Raw genomic sequence first — 25,463 nt, 5'->3', positions numbered from 1 at the left:
CGCCGCCGGCAGGCGGCGCAGCGCGGGCTGAGCGCCGTCCCGGGCGAGCCGCGCGCCGTGGGCACGCTGCCGCCGCTGGCGGGCAGCCAGCGCGGCCGTACCGTGTTCACGCTGGATTAGGGCGGATCGCCGGCGGGCGGACACGCCCGGCGGCGTGAATCCGCGCCGGGAACAACGAGCGACAGCGAACCGCAGCCCCAACCGGATTGCGGTTCGCCGTAGGGCGGATCGCCGGCGGGCGGAGATGCCCGGCGGCGGAAGGTCCATCGGCCTCCCCGCCTCCCCACGCGCCTCAGCGCGCCGCGCGCCCCTCCGGCGGCAGCCGGCGCAGCAGCCACAGCATGATGCCCATGGCCGGCAGCGCCGCCGCCGTGGTCAGCAGGAAGAATCCCGGCCAGCCCAGCCATTCCGCCAGCCAGCCCGAGGTCGCGCCCAGCGTCCGCAGCGGCACCGCCGCCAGCGAGGAGAGCAGCGCATACTGCGTCGCCGTGAAGGCCCGGCTGGTGAGCGAGGAGAGGTAGGTGATGAAGGCGGCATCGGCCAGGCCGTCGGTGAAGTTCTCCACCCCCACCTGCGCCCAGAGCATCGGCACGTCGTGCCCGGCATGGGCCAGCGCCACGTACATCAGGTTGGAGAGCATCTGCGTCAGGCCCGTCAGCACCAGCGCCCGCGCCGTGCCGAGCCGCGCCACCACCCAGCCGCCCGCCAGCGCGCCCGCCAGCGTCGCCACCAGCCCGAACACGCCGTTCACCCCGGCCACCTCGATGCGGCCGAAGCCCAGCTCGCGGTAGAAGGGCGCGGTCATCACCCCGGCCAGCGCCTCGCCCAGCTTGAACAGCGCGACGAAGAGCAGGATCGGCAGCCAGTGCGGCCGGCGCACGAAGTCGCGGAACGGATCGACCACGGCGGCACGCAGCCGCTCGGCCCAGGGCAGGGCGTGGCGCGGCGGCGCCGCCGGCTCTGGCGCCAGCAGCACGGCGACGAAGCCCACCGCCACCAGCCCCGCGCAGTAGGCGAAGGCGACGGTCCAGCCGGCGAATTCCGCCACCGCCAGCGTGCCGGCATTGGCGGCGAGCAGCGCGCCGCGATAGCCCCAGACATAGGCCGCCATGCCGTAGCCCTGGGCGCGCTCGGGCAGCACCTCGATGCGGTAGGCGTCCACCACGATGTCCTGGCTGGCCGAAAGGAAGGCGACCAGCACGGCGATCGCCACCGTCCGCGAGGCATCCACCGACGGGTCGGTGAAGCCCATGGCCAGGATCGCCGCCGCCAGCACCGGCTGGATCGAGGCGAGCCAGCCGCGCCGCCGCCCGAGGCCGCGGAACAGCGGCGGCGCGGCGTGGTCGAGCAGCGGCGACCAGAGGAATTTCAGCGAGTAGGCCAGCCCGATCAGCGCCGTCAGCCCGATCGCGCCGAGCGAGACGCCGGATTCCGAGAACCATTGCCGCAGGGTGAAGGCGGTGAGCGGCAACGGCACGCCGGCGGAGAAGCCGAGCGCCAGCAGCACCGCGAAGCGCCGGTCCAGCCAGGAGGGGGTGGATTCCGGGACCGGCAGGGCGCGTTCGGACATGCGGCCGGGATAGCGGAGGGGCGGGGAGGGGCCAAGGGCCGGTCCCCCCACCCGGCGCGGCAGGAAGGCCGAGCTTGCCGGCGGCCGTGCGCGGCGCGCCGGGTCCCCCGTTCGCCTCGAGGGCCGGCGCGGAAGCGAGGCATCCCGGCCGGCCGGACCGCGCCGGCGGTGCGGGAAGTCGGAATCCCGATGTCAGGCGTCGGCGCTACCGTAGAGTCGGAGCGACCGGCCCCCGCCCGGCGAATCGGGCGGGGCGCCGGCGCTCGGCATGGCGGGAGAGCGGACGGCATGGATATCAGCACCCGGGCGAAGCGGATCATCATGGATCCGGCGGCGGAATGGCGGGTCATCGCCACCGAGGCGACCACCACCGCCGACCTGTTCCGCGGCTACGCCGCGCCGCTGGCGCTGATCCCGGCGGTGTGCGGCTTCGTCGGCTCGATCCTGCTGCTCTCCGTGCTCGGGATGGGCCGCGGCTCCTTCGTCGGCGGCCTGCTGCAGGCGATCATCGGCTACGTGCTGGGGCTGGCCGGGATCTGGGTGGTCGGCAAGATCATCGAATTCCTGGCGCCGAAATTCGGCGGCTCGGCCAGCGAGACGGACGCGATGAAGCTCGCGATCTATTCCAGCACGGCCTCGTGGCTGGCCGGCGTGTTCCTGCTGATCCCCTTCCTCGGCATCCTGACCATTCTCGGCCTGTACGGCCTCTACATCTTCTACCGGGGCGCGCCGGTGGTGGCGCGGGTGCCGGAGAGCCAGACCCTGGTCTTCACCCTGGCGGTGATCGTCGTCACCATCGTGATCTCGGTGCTCGTCGGCTACCTCGCGGCGCTGATCGCCTTCTGATACCGGCCCGCACAAGTCCTGACCTGTGCGGGCCGGTATCGCGCGCGGGGTTGGTGGGGCGGCCGCGTCCTTACCATCCGGGGGGTCCGGGGGGCTTCGCCCCCGGCGGAGGGTCCAGGGAGGCGGCGCCTCCCTGGTGGGGTCGCAGGGGCGAAGCCCCCGCACCGCGCGCCCAGTCTCATCCACCCCCGGCCATCCACCCCTCGCACCCGCCGCCGCCGCGCCGTAGATAGGCGGCATGACCGTGCTCGCCATCCGCGACCTGACGCTGCGCATCGCCGGGCGCACCCTGCTCGACAATGCGGACCTCGCCATCGATCCCGGCCGCAAGGTGGGGCTGGTCGGGCGCAACGGCGCCGGCAAGTCCACCCTGCTGAAGGCGATCACCGGCGAGATCCAGCCGGATGGCGGCGAGATCGCCCTTTCCGCCCGCGCCCGGCTCGGTCATGTGGCGCAGGAGGCGCCGGGCGGCACCGCCTCGCTGCTGGAGACCGTGCTCGCCGCCGACACGGAGCGCGCCGCCCTGCTCGCCGAGAGCGAGACGGCGACCGACCCGGCCCGCATCGGCGAGATCCACGACCGGCTGCTCGCCATCCGCGCCGACAGCGCCCCGGCCCGCGCCGCCACCGTGCTCTCCGGCCTCGGCTTCGACGCGGAGAAGCAGGCGCGGCCGACGGGCGACTTCTCCGGCGGCTGGCGGATGCGCGTGGCGCTGGCGCAGGCGCTGTTCCTGGAGCCCGACCTGCTGCTGCTGGACGAGCCCACCAACCACCTCGACCTGGAAGCGGCGATGTGGCTGGAGGGCTGGCTGGCGCGCTTCCCGGGTGCCGCCATCGTCGTCAGCCACGACCGCGGCCTGCTCGACCGCGCGGTGGACGCGATCGCGCATCTCGACCGGGAGAAGATCACGCTCTATCCCGGCGCCTTCTCGAACTTCGTGCGCGTGCGCTCCGAGCGGCTGGCTCAGCTCCAGGCGCAGAACGTGAAGGTCGCGGCCGAGCGCCAGCGCATCCAGAGCTTCGTGGACCGCTTCCGCGCCAAGGCCACCAAGGCGCGGCAGGCGCAGTCCCGGCTCAAGGCGCTCGAACGCCTGCCGCCGATCGAGGCGATCGTCGAGGACCAGCCGGTGCGCTTCGCCTTCCCCGAGCCGCCGCAGGTGCCGCCGCCGATCCTGACCGCCGCGCGCGTCGATCTCGGCTATGGCGGCACTCCGGTGCTGCGCAACCTCGACCTGCGGCTGGACCAGGACGACCGCATCGCCCTGCTCGGCGCCAACGGCAACGGCAAGTCCACCCTGGCGAAGATGTTCGCCGGCCGCCTCGCGCCGCTGCGCGGCGAGCTGCGCCTCGCCCCGCGCCTGAAGGTCGGCTACTTCGCGCAGCATCAGGCGGAGGAGCTGGACCTCGCCGGCACGCCGCTCTCGCACCTCCAGGCGTTGCAGCCGCAGGCCACCGAGACCGCGCTGCGCGGCCAGCTCGCCCGCTTCGGGCTGGACGAGAACCGCGCCACCACCACGGTCGGCAGCCTCTCGGGCGGCGAGAAGGCGCGGCTGCTGCTGGCGCTCTGCACCCGCGACGCGCCGCAATTGCTGATCCTCGACGAGCCCACCAACCACCTCGACATCGATGCGCGCGAGGCGCTGGTGAAGGCGCTGGCCGAGTTCTCCGGCGCGGTGGTGCTGATCACCCACGACCCGCACCTCGTCGAGCTGGCCGCCGACCGGCTCTGGCTGGTGGCCGACGGCACGGTGAAGGCCTTCGAGGGCGATCTCGACGAGTACCGCGCCCTGCTGGCCGAGCGCGCCCGCCCCGCCGCGAAGGCCGATGCCGCGCCGACGCGGCGCGACGAGCGGCGCGAGCGGGCCGAGGCGCGGCTGGCCACGGCGCCGCTGCGCGCGCGGGTCAAGGCGATCGAGGCGGCGCTGGCCAGGCTCGGCACCGAGGACAAGGCGCTGGAGGCGAAGCTCGCCGACCCGAAGCTCTACGCCTCGGGCGATGCCGGGAAGATCACGGCGGCCAACACGCGCCGCGCCGCCATCGCCCGCGAGACCGAGGCGCTGGAGACCGAGTGGCTGGAATTGCAGGAGAAGCTGGAGGCGGCCTGAGGCCGGCCCCGGCCCCGACCCCGGCCCCGGCGGCGCTCAGCCGGGCGCCGGCGCCAGCCCCCAGAACGCCGCGATGTGCCGGGCCGCCGGCAGCCCGGCATCCGCCACCCAGGCGCCCTCCCGGCCGCAGCCCGGCCGGCGCCGGTCCACCGGGAAGCCGTGGCCCAACCCGTCCAGCGCCCACAGCTCCACCGCCGGGCGCGCGGGCAGTCCCCAGGCGTAGCGGCGCAGCCCGGGGCCGCGATCCTCGGCGACGGCCGGCTCCGGCCCCCAGCCATGCAGCTCGCTCCACTGCGCGGCCAGCGCCTCGGCATTGGCCGGATCCACGGTGCGGTCGCGCCCGCCCTGCCAGATCGAGAGGCGCGGCCAGGGCTTCGTCGGCCGGGCCAGGGTCGCGGCCCGCACCGCCGACGCCCAGGACTGGCGCGAGCGGAAGGCGTCCGGATGGCGCATGCGGAACAGCGCGTGCGCGCCGCCGACGGCGCAGCCCACCGGCACGCCCGCCACGGCGGCGCCGGCCGCGAACACCGCGGGGTAGGTGGCGAGCAGAGTCGTCGTCATCGCCGCGCCGGCGGAAAAGCCGGCGACGTACACGCGGCGCGGGTCCGAGCCGAAGTGGCGGATCGCCGCGCGCACCATCTGCCGGATCGACAGCGCCTCGCCGCCGCCGCGCCGCGCATCGGCCTGGTGGTACCAGTTGAAGCAGTGCCCGGCATTGTTGCGCGCGCTCTGCTCGGGCAGCAGCAGCGGCAGGTTCAGCTCGGCCGCGAGCGCGATCCAGCCGGCATCGGCGGCGAAGCTTTCCGCCCGCTGGCCGCAGCCATGCAGCACCACGACCAGCGGCGCGCCCGGGGCGGGCGGCCGGGGCGGCGTGTAGACCAGCATGCGCAGCCCGCCGGGATTGCTGCCGAAGGTGGCGATCCCGGTGACGCGGCCCGCCGCGCCGGGGCCCGGCAGGGAGAGGAAGGGCGACCAGACGGCCGCGAGCATCGTGCCGGCGAGGGAGGGGCGCGGCCCGGCGGCGGGGCGCGTGCGGCTGGATCGGTGCATGCGGGCGCATAACCGGGGGCGGCGGCCCGGGTTGCCTGTCCGCCGACCCCACCCCGTCCCGCTGGACGTCCCGCCGGGTGTCCCGCTGGGCGTCCCGCTGGGCGGCGCGTGGCGTCCCCGCCGCTCAGCCGCCCTCGGCCGGTCCGCCTTCCGGCCTGCCGAGGGCGGGCCGCTCCGGCGCGGGGGCCACGGCCTCGGTGCCGTCCTCCAGCGCGGGGGGCTTCTCCGGCACGCCGCGTTCCGCCGCCAGCCCGCCGGCGCTCGCGGCGCCGGGCAGGCCGAGGCTGACCGACAGCAGGGTGCGTCGCAGGAAGCTCGCCCAGAGGTCCATCTCGTCACCCATCGGCCTGCGGGCCGGCATCGCGCGGAGTGCCGGCCGTTGCGGGGCAACGCAGGCAGGGCGGAGTATGCAGCAGGCGAGGCATCGCGGATTCCCCCTTCGGCACCTGTCGGCGCAACTTGCCGTGCAGGTGTTGCAGTTGGGCCAGCGCCGGGAAACGAAGCGTTTCAGAGCCCTGGCGGGCGATTCCGCGCCCGGTGCCGATGAGGGGCGGCAAGTGTGGCCGGATGCGGGCGGAAACCGGGCGGGGATGGTGGAATCCGCCGCGCCGGCCTGCCCGGCCTGCCCCTTGGCCCACACCCCTGGCGCCCACCCCTGGCGCCACGCGGTTGACCCGCCGCCCTCGCCGCCCGAGAAGGGCCGCCCGCCCACGCAGTCCGCCCGTTCGGTACGCCCGAGAGGCCCGCCATGATCGCCCGCCGCCCCCTGCTCGCCGCCCTGCCGGCCCTGCTCCTGCCCGCCGGCCGCCCGCGCGCGCAGGAGGCCGGCGCCGCGGGTCATTCCCCCTGGCCCTCGCGCCCCGTCCGCATCGTCGTTCCCTACCCGCCGGGCGGCTCCACCGATGTGCTGGCGCGCACCGTGGCGCAGCGCCTGCAGGAAGGGCTCGGGAGCGTGCCAGGGGGCGCGCCAGGGGGCGTACCGGGGGGTTCGCCCGGGGGCTCGCCGGCGGGCGTCTCGGTCATCGTGGACAACCGCCCCGGCGGCGCCTCCGTGGTCGGCACCCAGGCGGTCGCGACGGCGGCGCCGGACGGCTACACGCTCTGCCTCAGCACCAACCAGACGCATGCGGCCAACGCCGCCATGGTGCGCGACCTGCCCTACCGCCCGGTCGAGGACTTCGCGCCGATCGGCCGCATCGCCACCGTCCACCACGCGCTGGTGGTGCCGGCGAACGGCCCGGCCACCCTGGCCGAGCTGGTCGCGCGCGGCCGCGCCGGGCGGCTCACCTACGCCTCCTCCGGCGCCGGCTCGGCCAGCCACGTCATCGCCGAGAGCCTGGTGAAGCGGGAGGGGCTGCAGGCCACCCACATCCCCTATCGCGGCGGCGCCCAGGCGACCACGGACACGGTGTCGGGCGTGGTGGACTTCTTCGTCTCCACCTGGCCGCAGGTGGCGGGGCTGGTGCGCGAGGGGCGGCTGCGCTGCCTCGGCCTCGGCGCCCCCGCCCGCCTGCCGGAGCTGCCGGCGGTGCCGACCTTCGCCGAGGCGGGCGCCCCCTACATGGCGGTGGACGCCTGGTTCGGCCTGTGGGCGCCGGCGCGCACCCCGGCCGCGATCGTGGACCGGCTGGGTGCCGCGCTGGGCGACGCGCTGCGCGAGCCGGAGACGGTGTCGCGCCTCGCCGCGGCGGGCTTCCTGGCGGCGCCCCTGCCGCCCGCCGAATTCGGCGCCTTCCAGCGCGCCGAGGTGGAGCGCTGGCGGGCGCTGGTGCGGCTGACCGGCATCACCATCGAGGGCTGACGCCGCCGGGCGAGGGCTGACGCCGCCGGGGCGGCGGCCGGCGCCCCGGCGGACCGGGCGACGGCCGTCCCGGACCGGCGGCCCCGTCCCCGGCCGGGTCGCCGGCTCGCCTTTGACCGAGGTCAATGTCCGCCGGCCCGGCGCGGCCGATCCTGATGCGCTCAGGAGGGCCGGACATGGCGGTGATGCAACCCGGAAGCGGGTCGGTCGTGTGGCTCTGCGATCGCTGGCAGGCGGAGATGGAGCACGAGGTCCTCACCATCGTCGCCGAGCACGTGGTCCTGCGTGCCCTCTGCGACCGGCTGGAGCAGATCGCCGACGGCCTGCCCGGCCTGCCGCCGGCCGAGGAGCGGCGCGCCGTGTGCCGGCAGCTCGCCACGCTGGTGCCGCAGCACCATGCCCGGGAGGGGGCGCTGCTGGAGACGCTGCTCTCCCGGTCGGACGCCCTGCCCGTGGCGTCGGTCCTGCTCACCCGCATCCACGGCCAGCATGCGCTCGACGCCACCCATGCCGAGGATCTCGGCGCGGCGCTGGAGGCCGCCGGCGGCGCCTGGCCGGCCGGACATGCCCCGGCGGACGACCCGGCGGATGGCGGCCCGACGGACGACCGGGAGGCGGGCTGGGCGGGCGGCCCGGCGGAACGGGCGGTGCGCTGGGCGACGGCATGGGCGGAGAACCGGGCCGGGGCCGGCCACGCCGAGGCGCTGGGCTACATGCTGCGCTGCTTCTTCGACGGCTGCCGGCGCGCGCTGGCCTTCGAGGAGCTGACCCTGCTGGTCCTGGCACGCCGGCACCTCTCGGCTGCCACCGAGGCGCTGCTGATGGCGTGCCTGGACGCGGAGAGCCGGCCGGCGATCCCGGCCGACTGATGACCCGCGATGGCGCGTTCGCCGTACCGCCGGGGGGCGCCGCCCCGGGCCCCTCGCCGGGGGATCAACGGGAATGACGACGGGATGACGCCGCCTTCGATCCCCTTCCGCGGGGCCCCTTCCGTGGGACAGTCCCGGGCAATCCCGACGCCCGCGCGATGCGGCCGGCGCTTCACCGGCCGTGCCGGTGGCCCGCCTTCCCGCTTCTCGCCCTCGGGCGACCGGCCCTCAGCCGCCCGCCTCGGCCCGTTCCTGCAGGCCGGGGCGGTTGCGGATGAGGACGCTGCGCCCGGCCGGCAGGTCGATCAGCCCGTCGCGGCGCAGCTTCGTCATCTGCCGGCTCACCGTCTCGATGGTCAGGCCCAGCACGTCGGCGATCTGCGCGCGGGTCAGCGGTAGCTCGAAGGCGGCGGGGGAGGCGGGTGCCGCCTTGCCCGGCGCGCAGCGCCCCGCGCCGCCCGGATGCGCCGCCCCCAGATGCGCTCCCATGTCGAGCAGGAAGCTCGCCACCTTCTCCTCGGCCGTCTTGCGCCCGAGCATCAGCATGCGGCCGCGCGCATCGTCGAGCGCGGCCAGGGTGCGGCGCAGCAGCAGCCGCTCCATGTGGACGTGGTTCTCCAGCGCCGCCTCGAAGGGCCGGCGCGGGAAGACGCACAGCTCGGCATCGGTGAGGGCGGTGACGGTGTGCTCGGCGTCCTCGGCATAGGGGCGGCCGACGAAATCGGCGGGGTAGAGCAGCCCCACGATCTGCTCCCGCCCGTCCGCCGTGGCGGCGCTGAGCTTGAGCACGCCGGAGAGCAGGTTGGCGCAGACCAGGGCCTCCTCGCCGGCCCAGATCAGCGTCTGGCCGCGCGCGAGGCTGCGGTGGCGGCCGATCGCGTTCAGGGAGGCGAGCTCGGCGTCGCTCAGGCTGCCGCAGAGCGACTGGTCACGCACCCCGCATTCGGCGCAGACATCCGGCCGGGCGGCGTTCTGGGTGGCGACGGCGCTTTGAATGACGGGGCCCTCCTCTGGCGCACTCCTCTGGCGCACGATGCACTATAGGGTCGGTGAAGGGCTCCGGTGCAACCGGCCAGCCGCCACCTGCACGCGGGTCGGCCACGCCCCGGACGGGGAGAAGGGCCGGACGGTTCAGCCCGCCACCTCGACCTCCGCGATCCGCGCGGCGGCGCGCGGCAGCAGGCGGCCGAGGTAGAATTCCGCCAGCGCCCCGTACCGTTCCGCCCCGCCCTCGGCCGCCGCCGCGCGGGCCAGCATCCAGCCGCCCAGCACCCAGCCGCAGGCGTCGAGATAGGCTGCCGCCACGCCCTCCGCCGCCGCCGGGTCGCGCGCCTGCGCCGCCAGCACCAGCGCCGTCGCCCGCTCCAGCGCCGCCAGCGCCGCGTCCACGCGCGGCTCCACGCCGCGCGCCTCGGCCAGCAGCGCGCGCATCGCGGCGCCGCTGTCGCGCGCCACCTTGCGCACCACGAGGTCGATCGCCTGGATGCCGTTGGTGCCCTCGTAGATCGGCGCGATCCGCGCGTCGCGCAGCACCTGCGCCGCGCCCGCATCCTCGGTGAAGCCGGCGCCGCCATGCACCTGCACGCCGAGCGAGGCGACGTCGATGCCGCGATCCGTGCACCACGCCTTCACGATCGGCGTCAGCAGCGCGATGCGGGCCGCCGCCGCCGCGTCGCCCAGCAGCCGCGCGCGGTCCAGCGCCACGGAGGCCTCCAGCGCCAGCAGCCGCGCCGCCAGAGTCACCGACCGCATCTCGCGCAGCATGCGCGCCACGTCCGGGTACTCGGCGATCGGCCGCCCGCCCTGCTCGCGCCCGGCGGCGTAGGCCTCGGCCAGCGCCACCGCCCGCGCCCCCTGGCCGACGCCCTCGACGCCGACGCCGAGCCGCGCCGCGTTCATCATCACGAACATGGCGGCCAGACCCCGGTTCGGCTCGCCCACCAGCTCCGCCTCGGCGCCCTCGAACAGCATCACGCAGGTGGGCGAGGCGTGGATGCCCATCTTGCGCTCCAGCCCGCCGCAGCCCAGCGCGTTGCGCCGCCCGTCCGGCAGCACCTTAGGCGCCACGAACAGCGAGATGCCCCGGCTGCCCGGCGGCGCGTCCGGCAGCCGCGCCAGCACCAGGTGCAGCGTGTTCGCCGCGAGGTCGTGCTCGCCCCAGGTGATGAAGATCTTCTGCCCGTGCAGCGCGTAGCCGCCCCTGCCGTCCGGCACGGCGCGGGTGCGCAGCGCGCCGAGGTCCGAGCCCGCCTGCGGCTCGGTCAGGCACATCGTGCCGGTCCACTCGCCGCTGACGAGGTGCGGCAGCCAGCGTTCGCGCTGCGCCGGCGTGGCGGCGTGCTGCAGCGCCTCGATCGCGCCCATGCTGAGCAGCGGGCAGAGGCCGAAGGCCATGTCGGCCGAGGAGACCAGCTCCATCACCGCGCTCCACAGGGTCTGCGGCAGGCCCTGGCCGCCATGGCCGGGCTCGGCGGTCAGCCCCTGCCAGCCGCCCTCGATCCAGGCGCGGTAGAGGTCGCGGTAGTGCGGCGGGGTGCGCACGGCGGGCCAGTTGCCGCCATCCCCCCTGTCTTCCGGGGGGGCCTGCTCCAGCACCGCGCCGTGCCGGTCCGCCTCCTGCCGGCCGGGGGCGATGCGCTCGCGGGCGAGCCGGTCCGCCTCCTCCAGCACGGCGGCGATCTCGTCGGGCCCGAGCGGCGCGCCGGCGGTGGCGGCGAGGCCGGGCAGGTCCACCACCCGGGCAAGGGCGAAGCCGAGATCCTCGGCGGGCGTCGTCAGGTGGGGGGTGGTCATGCGGCGGCCCTGCGATGCGTGGACGTTCGCGGCAGGGTAGAGCGGATCGCGGCGCGGCGGCTACGCCCGGCGGCGCGGTGCCGGCGCGGTCCGGCGCCGGCGGGGCGCCTGCGGGGCGTCGGCGGGCGGCCTCAGCCTGCCTCCCGCACCGACAGCACCAGCCGCGCCGCGAGGCTCTCGCCCGGGCCGAGCAGCGTCATCGCGCCGTGGCGGGCGAATTCCGGCCGGTTCGGCGCGTCCGGCACGTGGCTCACCGGCTCGACGCAGAGCACGGCGGCGCCGGCGGGGGCGAAGACCTGGAGGTTGCGCGCCCAGGCCCCGCTCGCCGCGAGGTCCAGCGCCGGCCCGCCCGGCCAGCGGATCGCCGCCGCGCCGTCCCACTCGGCGAAATGCGTGTCGAGGCCGAGATAGGCGGCCTCGTCGCCGTCGATGCCCCGGGCGGGCGCCTCGGTCGGGCGCGGCGCGACGGGCAGGGTGCGGGCGTCGCGGCCGAACACGGTGCCGGCGCGCAGGCGCAGATGCGTGCCGGCCGGGCGCGGGAAGAAGGGGTGCCAGCCGGCGCCGTAGGGGAAGGGCGTGTCGGCGCGGTTCGTGACGGCGAGCGAGAGGGAGAATTCCGCCGGCGCCACCGCCACCGTCAGCTCGGCCTCGTAGCGGAAGGGCAGGGCGGGCTCGTCGAGCACCTGCCGCAGCACCGCCCGCTCGGGCGAGCGCGCGGCCACCGCCCAGGCGCGGTCGCGCGCGAGGCCGTGGATCGCCGTGCCGTCCTCGGGGCGGTTGATCGGCAGGTGGTATTCCACGCCCGCGAAGGACAGCCGCCCGCCGTCCAGCCGGTTGGCCCAGGGCAGCATCAGGAAGGCGCCGCAGAAGCTGCTGTTCGGCAGCATGCCGGCGCGCGCCGGCACCACGAGGTCGGTGCCGCGCCAGCGCAGCAGGGAGAGGGCGGCGCCGTGCGCGGGCAGCAGCTCGGCCTGCATGTCGCCGGCGTCCAGGAGCAGGCTGTCGGGCAGCACGGCGGCGTCGGGGGAGTCGGTCTGGCCCAAGGCGATGCGCTCCCGAACGATGGCGCTTCGGGCGTAGCGCCGCGCCGTTGCCGCCTCAAGGGCCTTGCGCCCGTGCGGCAGGGGCGGACGGATCCTCCCGGGCCGCGGCGGAGGGCCGGGCGGGGCCGCCGCGGCCCGACGCGCGCCGTCAGGGCAGGTCGAAGGTGCCCTTCGGCGAGAAGGCCTCGCGCGTGTAGCCCGCCGAGGTGTAGCCGCCGCCCTGGTAGCGTTCCGAGACCGGATCGCCGAGCCTGCCCTCCACCTTCGCCCGGAACGGCTCGGCGCTGTCCTCGGGCTGCCAGCCGATGCGGTCGCGGTGGTCCCTGCCCCAGTAGCTGGCCGGGTTGTCGGAGGCGCCCCACACCACGGAATGGGCCACGGCGGGCGCGGTCACGGCCGCCGCCACCATCCGGCAGAGGTCGTCGTAGGAGAGCCAGGTGGAGAGCATCCGCCGGTCCGCCGGCTCCGGGAAGGAGGAGCCGATGCGGATGTTGACGTTCTCGACGCCGTGCTTGTCCCAGTAGTAGCGGCCCATCAGCTCCGTGTAGGCCTTGGAGAGCCCGTAGAAGCTGTCGGGGCGGAGCTGGCAGTCGAAGTCGAGCTTCGCCCCGTTCCCTTCCTCTCCCTCGGGGGGGCGCGCATGGAAGCCGATGGCGTGGTTGGAGGAGGCGAACACCACCCGCGCCTTCTCCCGCCGCGCCGCCTCGTAGACGTGGTAGGCGCCGCGGATGTTGGGGCCGAGCACCGTCTCGAAGGGCTGCTCCACGCTGATGCCGCCGAAGTGCAGGATGGCGCCGCACCCTTCCGCGAGGCGCAGGATGGTGACGCCGTCGTTCAGGTCCGCGCGCTCGAAGCGGCAGCCTTCCGGCACCGCGTCCGGGAAGGGCGCGATGTCGGTCAGCACCAGCCGCCAGCCCCGCGCGGCCAGCGCCTTCGTCAGCGCGCGGCCGAGATTGCCCGAGGCGCCGGTCAGCAGGACCGGCTTGCCGTATTCGGTCATGGCGATTCGTCTCCCGCCTGGATTCTGTTCGGTGGAAAGCCGTTCAGTGGAACACCGTCGGCAGCCAGAGCGACAGGCCGGGGATGTAGGTCACGGCCAACAGCACGGCGACGGCGGCGGCGTAGAAGGGCAGGGAGGTCCTGGTCGCCTCCCACATCGAGACGCCGCCGACGGCGCAGGCCACGAACAGCACCGGCCCCACGGGCGGCGTGATCAGCCCGATGCCGAGGTTGAGGATCATCACCACGCCGAACTGCACCGGGTCCATGCCGAGCTGCGTCACCACGGGCAGGAAGATCGGCGTGCCGATCATGATGAGCGGCGCCATGTCCATGAAGGTGCCGAGCACCAGCAGGATCACGTTGACCAGCAGCAGGGTCAGCAGCGGGTCCGTGGTGATGCCGCGCATCAGCGCGACCGTCATCGCCGGCACCTGCAGCAGCGCCATCAGCCAGCCGAAGGCGGTGGCGGTGCCGATGATGAGCATCACCATGCCGGTGGTGCGCGCCGCCCCCAGCACCGCCTCGCGGAAGCCCGAAGCCGAGAGGCCGCGATAGACCAGCGTGGTGACCAGCAGCGCGTAGAGCACCGCCACCACGGCGCTCTCGGTCGCCGTGAAGATGCCCGAGCGGACGCCGGCGAAGATGATGACGATCAGCATCAGCCCCGGCAGCGCGCCGACCAGCAGCCGCAGCAGCGGCCCCCAGCCGGGGAATTTCTCGCGCGGGTAGCCGCGCCGCACGGCGACGGCCCAGGCGGTGAACATCAGCACCGCCATCAGCAGCATCCCCGGGATGATGCCGGCGGTGAACAGGTCCGCCACCGAGAGCGCGCCGCCCGCCGCGATCACGTAGAGGATCATGTTGTGGCTGGGCGGGATCAGCAGGTCGATCAGCGCCGCGTTGGCGGTGACGTTCACCGCGTAGTCCGGCGCGTAGCCGCGCGCGCGCATCTGCGGGATCATCACCCCGCCCACCGCCGAGGCGTCGGCGACCGCCGAGCCAGAGACGCCGCCGAACAGCGTGGCGGCGACGACGTTCACCTGCCCCAGCCCCCCGCGCATGTGCCCGACCATGGCCGAGGCCAGCGCCACCAGACGGTCGGCGATCTGGCCGCGCATCATCAGGTCGCCGGCGAAGACGAAGAACGGGATGGCCAGCATGGAGAACACGTTCATGCCGGAGGAGAGCTGCTGGAACACCACCACCGGCGGCAGGTCCATCCACCACACCGTGGCGAGCGCGGCGATGCCGAGCGCGAAGGCGACCGGCGTGCCGATCAGCAGCAGGAACAGGAAGGCGCCGAGCAGGACGGCGAGGGCTCCGGGATCGGCCATGGCTCAGGCATCCGTCAGGATGGTGTGTTCGGCGGTCGCCACCGCCGGCGCGGCGCCGGTGGCGAGGCGGGTGAGCAGCCGTTCGGCGCCGAACAGCGCGATCAGCAGCCCGCCGACGACGAGCGGCAGGTACTCGACCGCGCCCGGCAGCTCCAGCGCCGGCAGCGTCGCGTCCCACACGCCGAGCGCCAGCTCGCCGCCGTACCAGGCCATGGCGGCGCCGAACATGGTGACGAGCGCGTCGCTCAGCCCCATGCAGAAGGCGGCGACGGGGGCGGGCAGCAGGTCGCGCAGGGTCTCGAAGCCCATGTGGAAGTTCTCGCGCACGCCGGCGGCGGCGGCGCCTAGGATCACCCAGCCCAGCAGCAGCAGGGCGAGCGATTCGCCCCAGGCCGGCGTGTCGTTCAGCACGAAGCGGCCGAACACCGACCACGCCACCACCACCGTCATGGCCAGCAGCGCGATCCCCGAGAGCCACAGCGCCGCCCGACAGAGCAGGTCGAGCGCCGCGTGGACGGGGGCGTGCAGGCCCCCCGCCGCCCGCCGCATCAGCCGGCGGCCCGCACGCGCTCGACCAGCGCCTTCACGCGCGCGTTGCGCGTGAACTGCTCGTAGACCGGCCCCATGGCGGCGACGAAGGCCTCCTTGTCCACGCCGTTCACCTGCGCGCCGCCGGCCTCCACGGTGCGCCGCGCCTCGGCGTCCTTCTCGGCCCAGAGGCGGTGCATGTAGGGCTGGCTCTCCTTCGCCGCCGCGCGGAGGATCTCGCGGTTGTCGGGCGAGAGCCGGTCCCAGGCGCGCTTGCTCATCACCAGCACCTCGGGCGACATGGAGTGCTCGGTGAGGGAGTAGAACTTCGCCACCTCGAAGTGGCGCGAGGTCTGGTAGGAGGGCCAGTTGTTCTCGGCCCCGTCGATCACGCCGGTCTGGAGCGCCGAGTACACCTCGCCGAAGGGCAGCGGCGTCGCGTTGGCGCCCAGCGCCCGCATGATGGCCAGCCACATGTCCGACTGCTGCACGCGGATCTTCATTCCGCGCATGTCGGCCGGGGTGCGGATCGGCCTGCCGCGGTTGTAGAAGCTGCGCGCGCCACTGTCGTAGAAGGCGAGGCCCACCATGCCGTGGCTCTCGAAGCCCTTCTTGATGTCGTCGCCCACCGGCCCGTCGAGCACGCTGAACATCCGCTCGGTCGAGGGGAACAGGAAGGGCAGGGCGGGCACGATGGTCTCGGGCACCAGGTTGTTGAGTGCGCCGAGGTTGATGCGGTTCATGTCGATGACGCCGAAGCGCGTCTGCTCGATCGTGTCCTTCTCCTCGCCGAGCTGGTGCGAGTGGAAGACCTGGATGCGCAGCTTCCCGCCCGAGCGTTCCTCGGCGAGCCGCGCGAGGTACTTCACCGCCTCGACGGTCGGGTAGCCGTCCGGGTGGATGTCGGCCGAGCGCAGGCTGACCGTCTGGGCGCGCGCCGGGCCCGCGACCAGCGCCGGCGCCGCGAGGGCGGCGCCGAGCAGCACGCGGCGGGACACGGGGGCGAAGGGATGGGGCGCGGAGGACGGTCCGGGGGCGGCGGCAGGTCGGTTCATTGAACGTCTCTCGGCAAGGCGGTCGTGTCGCCGCCTCGCGCTTCGTGGTTCGGCCGGCATGCCGATCCGTGCCGCCCGGGCGTGCGGACGATACGACGAGCCAGCGGCCGACGCTGCAATATCAGATGGCAGGACGCGCGCCGGTTAAATTTCTGTCATCCAGAGCGGCGGCCGCGCTTCCCGGGCGCGCCTTTCCGGCGTGGCGGCAGCCGTCAGGGCCGGCCCGGGGCGGCAGGCGGCCCTACGCCTCCTCGCGCATCCGTCCTTCGACGCCCCGCCTCTGCCCCTGCTCCTGCCCTGGTCCCTGCCCTGGTCCGCCCGCCGCATCCCGCGCGGGCGACGCGGCCATCGCGGGCTGCGGTCCCCCGGGCTGCGTCAGGTCGCGGAACATGCCGCTTTCCAGCTGCGAGCGGCGGACATGCTCGCGCATGCGCGATTCGGCGAGGTCCGGGTCGCGCTGGCGCATCGCGTCGAGCACGCCGGCATGCTCGCGCAGCGCCCGCCCCGGCTCCTGCGGGCTGCTGCGCAGGGTGCGCAGGCGGCCGACATGGCCGAAGGCCCAGAGTGTGGCCAGCGAGCGCGCCAGGAAGATGCTGCCGGTGGCGGCATGCAGCAGCGCGTGGAACCGCTCGTTCGCCTCGGCCAGCGCCTCCGTGTCGCCGCGCTCGGTTGCCGAGCGCATGACGCCGAGGCAGGCTTCCAGCTTCGTCAGGTCCTCGGGCGTGGCGCGCTGCGCGGCCAGCGCCGCGGCGGCACCCTCCAGCGCGGTGCGCAGCCGGCCCAGCTCGACCAGCCGCTCCGGGCCGAACTCGGCGACGACGGTGCCGCGGCGCGGCAGGGTCAGCACGATCCCTTCCGCCTCCAGCCGGCGCAGCGCCTCGCGCACCGGCTGGGCGGAGATGCCGAGGGCGCCGGCGAGGGAGCGCTCGGAGATGCGGCTGCCGGCCGGCAGGGTGCCGTCGGCGATGGAGTCGCGCAACCGCCGGTAGGCGCGCTCGGTCAGCGAGAGCGTGTCGTCGACGGTGAAGGGTTCGAGACGGTCGGCCGCGCTGACAACCATCCCCTTGCCATAGCAAATGGCAGCCTGGACGCAAACGGCGAAGCGGCGCCCGCGGCAAACTCTTTCCCGCCCGGCGCGCCGCCGGACGGGGCACAGCAAGACGGGGCGCCGAAGATGGGGCGCCGAAGACGGGGCGCAGGCGAGACGGGGCGCAGCAAGACGGGGCACAGCAGGACGGGGCGCTGGCAAGCCGGGGCGGCTTCGGTCAGGCTGCGCCGGCCGCACGCGCCGTCGCCATCGACGCGCGGCATACGGATGACGGAGGAAAGCCGACGTGACCGCAACCGCCGACGCCAAACCGCCGCGCTGGCGCTCCCTGCTCTTCGTGCCGGCCCATGTGGAACGCTTCATCGCCAAGGCGCACGAGCGCGGCGCCGACGCGGTCATCCTCGACCTGGAGGACGCGGTGCCGCGCGCGGAGAAGCCGGCGGCCCGCGCCCGGCTGGCCGACTCGATCGCCGCGGTCGGCCGCTCCGGCGCCGCCGCCATGGTGCGGGTGAACCACGGCATCCGCGCCCTGGCGCCGGACCTGGAGGCGGCGGTGGTGCCCGGCCTCGCCGCGCTGGTGCTGCCCAAGGTGGAGGATGCCGGCTTCGTGCGCGAGGTGGCCGACGCCGTGGCCGAGCTGGAGGCCGAGCGCGGCCTGCCGCCCGGCGGCATCCGCCTGGTGCTGCAGGTGGAGACGCCCGCCGCGCTGTTCCGCCTGCCCGCCATCGCCGGCGCGCATCCGCGCATCGCCGCGATGACTCTGGGCCCCGAGGACTTCGCCGCCTCGCTCGGCGGCGTGCCGGAGACGGACACGCTGCTCGGCCCCAACATGGCCGTGCTCTGCGCCGCGCGCGCGGCCGGGGTGCTGCCGCTCGGCTTCGTCGGCAGCATCGGCGCCTATGGCGACATCGAGGCGTTCCGCGAGACGGTGCGCCGCTCCCGCCGGCTCGGCTTCCGCGGCGCGCTGGTGGTGCATCCCTCGCAGGTGGCGGTGCTGAACGAGGCGCACGCGCCGACGCCCGAGGAGATCGACTGGGCCCGCCGCGTGATGGCGGGCGACGCCGCCGCCCGCGCCGAGGGGCGCGGCGCCTTCGAGCTGGACGGGCGCATGGTGGACCCGCCCGTGGTGCGCCGCGCCGAGGAGATCCTGGCGATGGCCGGCGGGTGACGTTCCCGCCGGCGCCGGGAGCGGGCTGCCCGCCCGGCATCGGGCCGCGGCGATGCGCGGCTTCCCGGCGGGCCGTTGCCCGCCGGGAAGGCCCGGCCGCGACGCGGCGGTCGTGGCGGCCGGGCCGAAGCGGCGCCGGCCTGTCGATGCCTCGTGCTTGCCGGGTCCCCGTGCGAGGTCACCCGGCCCGGGAACGCTCTACCGCCCGGCCTCGGCCTTGCGCCAGGCATCGGCCGCCAGCAGCAGCGAGATCAGGCCCCAGAGAGCCAGGTACTCGACGCCGCCGAGGTTCCACAGCCAGCCCATCCCCTTGGTGGCGATGGTGGCGTAGGCGGCGACCGCCATGGCGCCCGCCGACAGCAGCCCGATCCAGCGTGTGTACAGCCCGCTGACCAGCCCGACGGCGGCCAGCGTCTCGACGACGAGCGAGAGGCCGAGGAAGAACGGCGCGGGCACCAGCCCGGCCCTGGTGAAGAACGCCATCGAGGGGCCGAGCGCCGCCAGCTTGTAGAGGATGTGCGGCACGTAGAGCAGGCCGAGCACGATGCGCAGCACGTTCATGTTGTCGGCGAGGTCGAAGCGCCGCGGCAGCACCGCGGGGCCGATCAATTGACGCAGCCACGATCCGCCGGCCGGCAGGGCGACGGAAGGGGAGGGGGCGGAGACGAGGCCGGACGACATGGCGGCTGTTCCCATCAGGGTGCGATGCCCGAATCCTCGGCCCGGTCCGGGCGCGCCGCGTTGATCCAGGTCATTCGGCATCTCGAACCATGCCGGGGCATCGTCTCGCGTCGCCGCGCGCCAGATGTCGTCTCGCGTCGCCGCGCGTCTGCCGTCACCCCTCGCCCTCGGCCCCGATCCGCCCGCTGCCGATGCGCCGCAGCGAGGTCTCCAGCCGCGCCTCGGCGTCGCGTATCTGCTTGAGCGCCGCGTGGGTGAAGCCGATGTGCCGCTCGGCCGCGTGCTGCGCGCCCGCCGCGTCGCGCGCCAGGATGGCGTCGTGGATGGCGCGGTGCTGCGCGAACAGCAGGTCGCGCACCTCGGGGCGGGAATAGAGCTTCTCGCGGCTGTAGAACACGTTGGCGCGCAGCATCTGCGCCAGGGCGCGCATGATGTGCAGCAGCACCACGTTGTGCGTCGCCTCGTAGATGGCGACGTGCAGCTCCACGTCGGCGGCGGCCTCGTCGGTCGGGTCGGCCTTGCCGTGCGCCTCGGTCATCCGGTCGAGGCAGCGGCGCAGCGTGTCGAGGTCGACCTCGGTCGCCCGCTCCGCCGCCAGCCGCGCCGCCGAGCCCTCGATGATCTCGCGGAACTCCAGGTAGTCGTAGGTGGTCTCCACCCGCTCGGCGAGCAGCGTCACCAGCGGGTCGGTCATCGCGGCGCCGAGCGGGGCGACGCGCGTCGCCCCGCCCGGCTCGCCGATCAGCAGCCCCTTGCTCTCCAGCAGGCCGATCCCCTCGCGCAGCGTCGGGCGGGAGACGGCGAGCCGCTCGGCCACCTCGCGCTCCGGCAGCAGCTTCTCGCCGGGGCGCAGCGAGCCCTCGCGGATCAGGTCCTCGATGTGGCGGGCAACCGTCGCCGCGGTTCGTCCCGGGCGGGGTGGGGTGGTCATCCGGCGTTTCCCAGGCTGGTCGGTCACGTCCTGTCGGCCAAGTCGTCTGTCGGCGGGGGCCGGCCAGGCTTCTTCGGCGGCAGGGGTCTGCCGGGCCTGGAACGTTTCCCGGTGGCGGAGCCTGACCGGGGCGGCCGGCGTTGACAATGGATTTTTCCGTTTGACGGTCATGGTAAAATAGTTTTACCAAACCTTGACCGCGGAACGAAACGGCCCGCCGCCCGGCAAGTCCGGGCGGCCGAGCCGCCAGCGGAGGGAACGGACAGCATCACCAGGCCTCGGCACCTCCGCCGTCCTCCGGACGGCCACGGTGTATCGCGTGACGGTGATCCGCCTCCCTCCTCCGATGTCGATGCGCCGTGCCCCGTGCGGGCGCATCCTGCCGCCCGCAGCCCGGCCGGGATGAAGCCGGCGCGTCTCGCGGCCCGGACGAAGCGCCGGGAAGCCCGCGCGGAAGGAGGAGTGACGTCGTGGCGACCTGGTCGCAGATCTACGACCCCATGAACAACATGTGGCTGTCCACGCTGCTCGCGGGCATCCCGATCGTCGTGCTGCTCGGCGCCATCGGGCTGGCCGGCATCAGCGCGCATGTCGCGGCGGCCCTCGGCCTGCTGGTGGCGCTCGTCGTCGCCATCGTCGGCTTCGGCATGCCGGCCGGCATGGCGGGGATGACCGCGATCTACGGCGCCGCCTACGGGCTGCTGCCGATCGGCTGGATCATCCTGAACGTCATCTTCCTCTACCGGCTGACGGAGGAGAAGGGGCAGTTCACCATCCTGCGCGACAGCATCGCCGGGATCACCAGGGACCGGCGGCTGCAGCTGCTGTTCATCGCCTTCGCCTTCGGCGCCTTCTTCGAGGGTGCCGCGGGCTTCGGCACGCCGGTCGCCGTCACCGGCGCGATGCTGATCGGCCTCGGCTTCTCGCCGCTCGCGGCCTCGGGCCTGTCGCTGATCGCCAACACCGCGCCCGTGGCCTACGGCGCGCTCGGCTCGCCGGTGATCGCGCTGGCCGCCGTCACGGGCCTCGACCTGCTCCAGCTCTCCGGCATGATCGGCCGGCAGCTTCCCTTCTTCTCGCTGATCGTGCCCTTCTGGCTGATCGTCGCCTTCGCCGGCTGGCGCGGCATGTGGCAGGTCTGGCCGGCGCTGCTGGTCTGCGGCGTCTCCTTCGCCATCCCGCAGTACGCCGTCTCCAACTTCCACGGCCCGTGGCTGGTGGACGTGGTGGCGGCGATCGTCTCCATGCTCTGCCTCGCCGGCTTCCTGCGCATCTGGCACCCGAAGGAGCTGTGGCTCTCCACCACGCGCGACCGGCACGAGGGCGTGCCCGCCACCGGCGCCCGCTCCCTCGGCGCCGCCGCGGTGGAGCAGCCCATCGAGGACTACGTGCCGGGCCGCAAGCATACCTCCGGCGAGGTGTTCCGCGCCTGGCTGCCCTGGCTGATCCTCTCCGTCTGCGTCTTCGCCTGGGGCGTGCCGCAGATGAAGGCGTGGCTCGACAGCCTCTGGATCTGGCGCATCCCGGTGGCCGGGCTGCACAACATGGTCACCAAGATGCCGCCCGTGGTGGCGACGGCGCACACCGAGCCGGCCGTGTACGTGCTGAACCTGCTCTCCGCCACCGGCTCCGGCATCCTGCTCGCCGCCGTGGTCTCGGGCTTCATCATGGGCTACGGCCCGGTCGCGCTGCTCAAGTCCTACGGCCGCACCTTCTACGCCATCCGCTACTCGCTGATGACGATCGCCGCCATGCTCGCCCTCGGCTTCGTCACCCGCTACTCCGGCACCGACGCGACGCTCGGCCTCGCCTTCGCGCAGACCGGCTGGATCTACCCGCTCTTCGGCACGCTGCTCGGCTGGCTCGGCGTCGCGCTGACGGGCTCGGACACCGCCTCCAACGTGCTGTTCGGCGGCCTCCAGCGCGTCACCGCGCAGCAGCTCGGCCTCTCGCCGGTGCTGATGGCGGCGGCCAACTCGGCGGGCGGCGTGATGGGCAAGATGGTCGATGCGCAGAGCATCGTCGTCGCCTCCACCGCCACCAAGTGGTACGGGCAGGAGAAGGCGATCCTGCGCTACGTCTTCCCCCACTCCATCGCCCTCGCCGTGCTGGTGGGCCTGCTGATCATGCTCCAGGCCTATGTGTGGCCCTTCACCGCGATGGTGCCCTGAGGGGGTAGGCCGCCCCACCGGCGGGGAGGGCTCCGCCTTCCCCGAACCCCGCCTCGATCAGCGGGGAGGGCTCCGCCCTCCCCGAGCCCCTCCGGCGAGGGGCGCCGCCCCTTCGAACCCCGCCGGGGGGGGGGCCCCCCCCCCCCCCCCCCGCTGATCGAGGCGGGGGTCGGGGCAGGCCGTGCCCTCCCCCCCGGGGGGGCGGCCCCCCCCTCCCCCCCCCCCCGCCTCCACCCGGGGGGCGGGCCCCGCCCGCCCCGAGCCCCTCCGGCGAGGGGCGCCGCCCCTTCGAACCCCGCCGGGGGCGAAGCCCCCCGGACCCCCCGTTGGGTTTCATGCCCGCGCGGCCCAGCCGCCGAGGCCTGAATCGAAACGGGGGGTTCCAGGGGGGCTTCGCCCCCTGGCCTTTCTTTCTTCCTTCCGCCTCCGAGGGACAACGACAACCATGCCCGACCCACGGGAAGCGCCGCCCCGCGGAGACCGTCCGCGCGTCGCGCTGTTCGTCACCTGCCTCGCCGACGCCATCCGCCCGCGCCTCGGCTTCGCCGCGCTGCAATTGCTGGAGCAGGCCGGCTGCGCGGTGGAGGTGCCGCGCGCCCAGACCTGCTGCGGCCAGCCCGCCTTCAACAGCGGCGACACGGCGGGCGGCGCCGCCCTGGCCCGCCGCGTGATCGCGGCGTTCGAGGGCTACGACCACGTCGTCGTCCCCTCCGGCTCCTGCGCCGGCATGATCCGGTCGCACTACCGCGAGGCCCTGGCCGACGACCCCGCCTGGCGCCGCCGCGCCGAGGCCCTCGCCGCCCGCACCCACGAGCTGCTCAGCTTCCTCGTCGACGTACGCGGCTGGCGCCCGGAAGGCGTGGCGCTCGCGGCCAGCGCCACCTACCACGATTCCTGCTCCGGCCTGCGCGAGCTGGGCGTGCTGGCCCAGCCCCGCGCCCTGCTGCGCGAGGTGGACGGGCTGGAGATGCGCCCGCTCGCCGGCAACGACGTGTGCTGCGGCTTCGGCGGCACCTTCTGCGTCAAGTATCCCGCGATCAGCAACGCCATCGTCGGCGAGAAGGCCGCCGCCATCGAGGCGACCGGCGCGGACCTGCTGCTCGGCGGCGACCTCGGCTGCCTGATGAACATGGCGGGCGCGCTGCACCGGCGCGGCAGCCGGGTGCGCGCCTTCCACACGGCCGAGGTGCTGGCCGGCATGGGCGACGGGCCCGCCATCGGCGAGGAGGGCTGACGCGATGGCCGCCACCCACGCCGACAAGGTCCATGTCTTCAAGGAGGACGTCACCCGCGCCCTGGGCGACGCCACCCTCAAGCTCGCGATCGACCGCACCACCGTCACCGCCGAGCGCAAGCGCGCCGCAGCCCTGGTGGACTTTCCCGAATTCGCCGAGGCCCGCCGCCGCGGCACCGCGATCAAGAACCACGTCGTCGCCAACCTCGATCACTACCTGGAGCAGTTCGAGCGCAACGCGCTGGCCAGCGGCGCGCACATCCACTGGGCGAAGGATGCCGACGAGGCCTGCGCCATCGTCATCCGCCTCTGCCGCGCGGCCGGGGCGCGCAGCGTGACGCGCGCCAAGTCCATGCTGGGCGAGGAGATCGGCCTGCCGCATGCCCTGGCCGAGGCTGGCATCGAGCGCGTCGAGACCGACCTCGCCGAGCACATCATCCAGCTCGCCGGCGAGACCCCCTCGCACATCATCTGGCCCGCCCTGCACAAGACGCGCGAGCAGGTCTCGGAACTGTTCAAGGCCGCCCACCGCGACCCGCACAAGGTCGAGGAGGTGGAGGCGATGGTGGAAAGCGCCCGCCGCGAGCTGCGCGACCGCTTCATGAACGCCGATGTCGGCATCTCCGGCGCCAATTTCCTGCTCGCCGACAGCGGCGCCGTCTGCACCGTCACCAACGAGGGCAATGCGGAGCTGACCACCACGCCGCCGCGCGTGCACATCGTCACCGCCGGCATCGAGAAGCTGGTGCCCTCCATGGCGCACGCCATGGCGATGCTGCGCCTGCTCGTCCGCTCCGCGACAGGCGCCGACCTCACCCAGTACACCACCTTCCACACCGGCCCGAGGCGCGCCGGCGACCGCGACGGGCCGGAGGAATTCCACATCGTCCTCGTGGACAACGGCCGCTCGCGCATGCTCGCCGATCACGGTCTGCGCGAGATGCTGCGCTGCATCCGCTGCGGCGCCTGCATGAACCACTGCGTGGTGTACCGCCAGATCGGCGGCCACGCCTACGGCGCCACCTATCCCGGCCCGATGGGCGCGGTGCTGACGCCGGCCCTCGAAGGCGTGGAGAAGGCGAAGGACCTGCCGCACGCCTGCACGCTGAACGGCCGCTGCCAGGAGGTCTGCCCCGTCTCCATCCCGCTGCCCACCCTGCTGCGCGGCTGGCGCGACCGGAGCTGGAAGGAAGGGCTGGTGCCCCAGGCCATGCGCACCGGCCTCGGCCTCTGGCGCTTCGTCGCCGAGCGCCCCCGGCTCTACCGCCTCGGCTCGGCCGTTGCCGTCCGCGCCATGCGCCTGTTCCGGCGCGGCGGCTGGATCGCCAGCCTGCCATTGGCGAAAAGCTGGACCGCCTACCGCGACATGCCCGCCCCCGCCGGCCGCACCTTCATGGAGCAGCTGCGCGACCGCGAGCGCCAAGGGGGGAGGCAGCCATGAGCACCCGCGAGACCATCCTGGACTCCGTCCGCGCCGCCCTCGGCCGCCGCCGCCCGGACCCCGCCGCCATCGCCGCCGAGGCCGCCGCGCTGCTGGCCGACCCCGCGGCGATCCGCCCCGCCCTGCCGGTGCCGGACCCGGTGGAGGCCTTCGCCCTGCGCGTCGTCTCGCCCAAGGTCGGCGCCACGCTCGAGCGCATCGCCGCCCTCGGCGCGCTCCCCGCCGCCGTCGCCCGCTACCTCGACGCGCACGGCCTGCCCCACGCCCTGGCCCTGCAGCCGGACCCCGAATTGCGCGCCCTGGACTGGGCCGGCTACGCCCTGCGCGACACCGCGCGGCCGGACGAGGCGGCGGCGCTCGGCCAGGCGCTCTGGGGGATCGCCGAGACCGGCACGCTGGTCTTCCACTCGGGCGCCGACACCGCCGTGCTGAACCACTTCCTGCCGCTGCACCACATCGCCGTGCTCCAGGCGCCGCGCATCCTGCCCTACCTGGAGGACTACGCGGCCCTGTCCGACCCGGCGCCGCGCAACGCCAACCTCGTTACCGGGGCGAGCGGCACCACCGACATCGAGGGCAGCTACGTGCGCGGGGCGCACGGGCCGCGCTTCCTGCACGTCGTGCTGGTGGGGTGACTTCGGGGCTTCGCCCCGGACCCCACCAGGGAAGGCTTCGCCTTCCCTGGACCCATCCACCAGGAGGGCGAGGCCCTCCTGGACCTCCGTTCGTTTGGGCCGGGTGTTTCAACAGCCCGGATGCCTTTCCCGATAAGGGGTTTCCAAAGGGGCTTCGCC

At 74.6% G+C, this 25,463-nt stretch carries 22 protein-coding genes; 9 read left to right on the top strand and 13 right to left on the bottom strand.

Annotated elements, in window-relative coordinates:
- Positions 1-292: 292 nt before the first annotated feature.
- On the bottom strand, positions 293-1,570 hold the full coding sequence (locus tag M0638_RS15985; protein WP_248667993.1) for an AmpG family muropeptide MFS transporter: 1,278 nt from the start codon (positions 1,568-1,570) through the stop codon (positions 293-295).
- 288 nt (positions 1,571-1,858) lie between these two features.
- On the opposite strand from M0638_RS15985, the gene M0638_RS15980 reads away from it, so the two are divergent.
- Both M0638_RS15980 and M0638_RS15975 read left to right on the top strand, forming a co-directional pair.
- Positions 1,859-2,416 carry a Yip1 family protein gene (locus tag M0638_RS15980; protein WP_248667992.1) on the top strand — a complete coding sequence of 186 codons (558 nt, stop codon included), beginning with the start codon at positions 1,859-1,861 and terminating at the stop codon, positions 2,414-2,416.
- A gap of 238 nt (positions 2,417-2,654) precedes the next feature.
- Complete coding sequence (locus tag M0638_RS15975; protein WP_248667991.1) at positions 2,655-4,520, top strand: ABC-F family ATP-binding cassette domain-containing protein; 1,866 nt, start codon at positions 2,655-2,657, stop codon at positions 4,518-4,520.
- Positions 4,521-4,556: 36 nt separating this feature from the next.
- Here M0638_RS15975 and M0638_RS15970 read toward each other — a convergent pair whose 3' ends face one another.
- Both M0638_RS15970 and M0638_RS15965 read right to left on the bottom strand, forming a co-directional pair.
- The gene (locus M0638_RS15970) at positions 4,557-5,570 is read right to left on the bottom strand and encodes an extracellular catalytic domain type 1 short-chain-length polyhydroxyalkanoate depolymerase (protein WP_248667990.1); all 1,014 of its coding nucleotides are present in this window, start codon (positions 5,568-5,570) and stop codon (positions 4,557-4,559) included.
- A gap of 124 nt (positions 5,571-5,694) precedes the next feature.
- Positions 5,695-5,913: a hypothetical protein gene (locus tag M0638_RS15965; protein ID WP_248667989.1), complete on the bottom strand. Its 219-nt coding sequence runs from the start codon at positions 5,911-5,913 to the stop codon at positions 5,695-5,697.
- 405 nt (positions 5,914-6,318) lie between these two features.
- Here M0638_RS15965 and M0638_RS15960 point away from each other — a divergent pair, with 405 nt between their 5' ends.
- Both M0638_RS15960 and M0638_RS15955 read left to right on the top strand, forming a co-directional pair.
- Entirely contained in the window at positions 6,319-7,371 is a 1,053-nt protein-coding gene (locus M0638_RS15960) for a Bug family tripartite tricarboxylate transporter substrate binding protein (RefSeq protein WP_248667988.1), read from the top strand.
- A gap of 176 nt (positions 7,372-7,547) precedes the next feature.
- Positions 7,548-8,240, top strand: coding sequence for a hemerythrin domain-containing protein (locus M0638_RS15955; RefSeq protein ID WP_248667987.1), 693 nt, complete (start codon positions 7,548-7,550; stop codon positions 8,238-8,240).
- Between the two features lie 228 nt (positions 8,241-8,468).
- Here M0638_RS15955 and M0638_RS15950 read toward each other — a convergent pair whose 3' ends face one another.
- The 8 genes from M0638_RS15950 to M0638_RS15915 form a co-directional block, all read right to left on the bottom strand.
- Complete coding sequence (locus tag M0638_RS15950; RefSeq protein WP_248667986.1) at positions 8,469-9,176, bottom strand: Crp/Fnr family transcriptional regulator; 708 nt, start codon at positions 9,174-9,176, stop codon at positions 8,469-8,471.
- 195 nt (positions 9,177-9,371) lie between these two features.
- Positions 9,372-11,033: an acyl-CoA dehydrogenase family protein gene (locus M0638_RS15945; protein ID WP_248667985.1), complete on the bottom strand. Its 1,662-nt coding sequence runs from the start codon at positions 11,031-11,033 to the stop codon at positions 9,372-9,374.
- A 131-nt stretch (positions 11,034-11,164) separates the two neighbouring features.
- The gene (locus M0638_RS15940) at positions 11,165-12,076 is read right to left on the bottom strand and encodes an aldose epimerase family protein (RefSeq protein ID WP_248667984.1); all 912 of its coding nucleotides are present in this window, start codon (positions 12,074-12,076) and stop codon (positions 11,165-11,167) included.
- Between the two features lie 148 nt (positions 12,077-12,224).
- Positions 12,225-13,076, bottom strand: coding sequence for an NAD-dependent epimerase/dehydratase family protein (locus M0638_RS15935; protein ID WP_248667983.1), 852 nt, complete (start codon positions 13,074-13,076; stop codon positions 12,225-12,227).
- Between the two features lie 43 nt (positions 13,077-13,119).
- Positions 13,120-14,412 (bottom strand): TRAP transporter large permease, encoded by a 1,293-nt coding sequence (locus M0638_RS15930; RefSeq protein ID WP_248667982.1) that lies wholly within the window; start codon positions 14,410-14,412, stop codon positions 13,120-13,122.
- Positions 14,413-14,415: 3 nt separating this feature from the next.
- A complete protein-coding gene (locus M0638_RS15925; RefSeq protein ID WP_248667981.1) occupies positions 14,416-14,961 on the bottom strand; it encodes a TRAP transporter small permease in 546 nt (181 codons plus the stop codon).
- Complete coding sequence (locus tag M0638_RS15920; RefSeq protein ID WP_248667980.1) at positions 14,961-15,995, bottom strand: TRAP transporter substrate-binding protein; 1,035 nt, start codon at positions 15,993-15,995, stop codon at positions 14,961-14,963. The genes M0638_RS15925 and M0638_RS15920 overlap by 1 nt, the downstream gene beginning before the upstream one ends.
- Positions 15,996-16,236: 241 nt before the next feature.
- Complete coding sequence (locus tag M0638_RS15915) at positions 16,237-17,055, bottom strand: GntR family transcriptional regulator (protein WP_248667979.1); 819 nt, start codon at positions 17,053-17,055, stop codon at positions 16,237-16,239.
- Between the two features lie 274 nt (positions 17,056-17,329).
- Here M0638_RS15915 and M0638_RS15910 point away from each other — a divergent pair, with 274 nt between their 5' ends.
- A complete protein-coding gene (locus M0638_RS15910) occupies positions 17,330-18,211 on the top strand; it encodes an HpcH/HpaI aldolase/citrate lyase family protein (protein WP_248667978.1) in 882 nt (293 codons plus the stop codon).
- A gap of 198 nt (positions 18,212-18,409) precedes the next feature.
- Here the strand turns inward: M0638_RS15910 and M0638_RS15905 are convergent, their stop codons facing one another.
- Both M0638_RS15905 and M0638_RS15900 read right to left on the bottom strand, forming a co-directional pair.
- Positions 18,410-18,892, bottom strand: a complete 483-nt coding sequence (locus M0638_RS15905) for a DoxX family protein (RefSeq protein WP_248667977.1) — start codon at positions 18,890-18,892, stop codon at positions 18,410-18,412.
- A 154-nt stretch (positions 18,893-19,046) separates the two neighbouring features.
- Positions 19,047-19,823 carry an FCD domain-containing protein gene (locus M0638_RS15900; protein ID WP_248667976.1) on the bottom strand — a complete coding sequence of 259 codons (777 nt, stop codon included), beginning with the start codon at positions 19,821-19,823 and terminating at the stop codon, positions 19,047-19,049.
- 470 nt (positions 19,824-20,293) lie between these two features.
- On the opposite strand from M0638_RS15900, the gene M0638_RS15895 reads away from it, so the two are divergent.
- The 4 genes from M0638_RS15895 (at position 20,294) to M0638_RS15880 (ending at position 25,304) form a co-directional block, all read left to right on the top strand.
- Complete coding sequence (locus M0638_RS15895; protein ID WP_248667975.1) at positions 20,294-21,994, top strand: L-lactate permease; 1,701 nt, start codon at positions 20,294-20,296, stop codon at positions 21,992-21,994.
- A gap of 445 nt (positions 21,995-22,439) precedes the next feature.
- The gene (locus M0638_RS15890; RefSeq protein WP_248667974.1) at positions 22,440-23,228 is read left to right on the top strand and encodes a (Fe-S)-binding protein; all 789 of its coding nucleotides are present in this window, start codon (positions 22,440-22,442) and stop codon (positions 23,226-23,228) included.
- A gap of 4 nt (positions 23,229-23,232) precedes the next feature.
- Entirely contained in the window at positions 23,233-24,669 is a 1,437-nt protein-coding gene (locus M0638_RS15885) for a LutB/LldF family L-lactate oxidation iron-sulfur protein (RefSeq protein WP_248667973.1), read from the top strand.
- Positions 24,666-25,304, top strand: coding sequence for a LutC/YkgG family protein (locus tag M0638_RS15880; protein WP_248667972.1), 639 nt, complete (start codon positions 24,666-24,668; stop codon positions 25,302-25,304). The genes M0638_RS15885 and M0638_RS15880 overlap by 4 nt, the downstream gene beginning before the upstream one ends.
- Positions 25,305-25,463: the final 159 nt, after the last annotated feature.

The organism is Roseomonas acroporae, from assembly GCF_023223525.1.
GTDB lineage: Bacteria > Pseudomonadota > Alphaproteobacteria > Acetobacterales > Acetobacteraceae > Roseomonas_E > Roseomonas_E acroporae.
The sequence above is the reverse complement of the archived record's forward strand: the minus strand, read 5'-3'. Positions and strand labels throughout refer to the sequence as shown.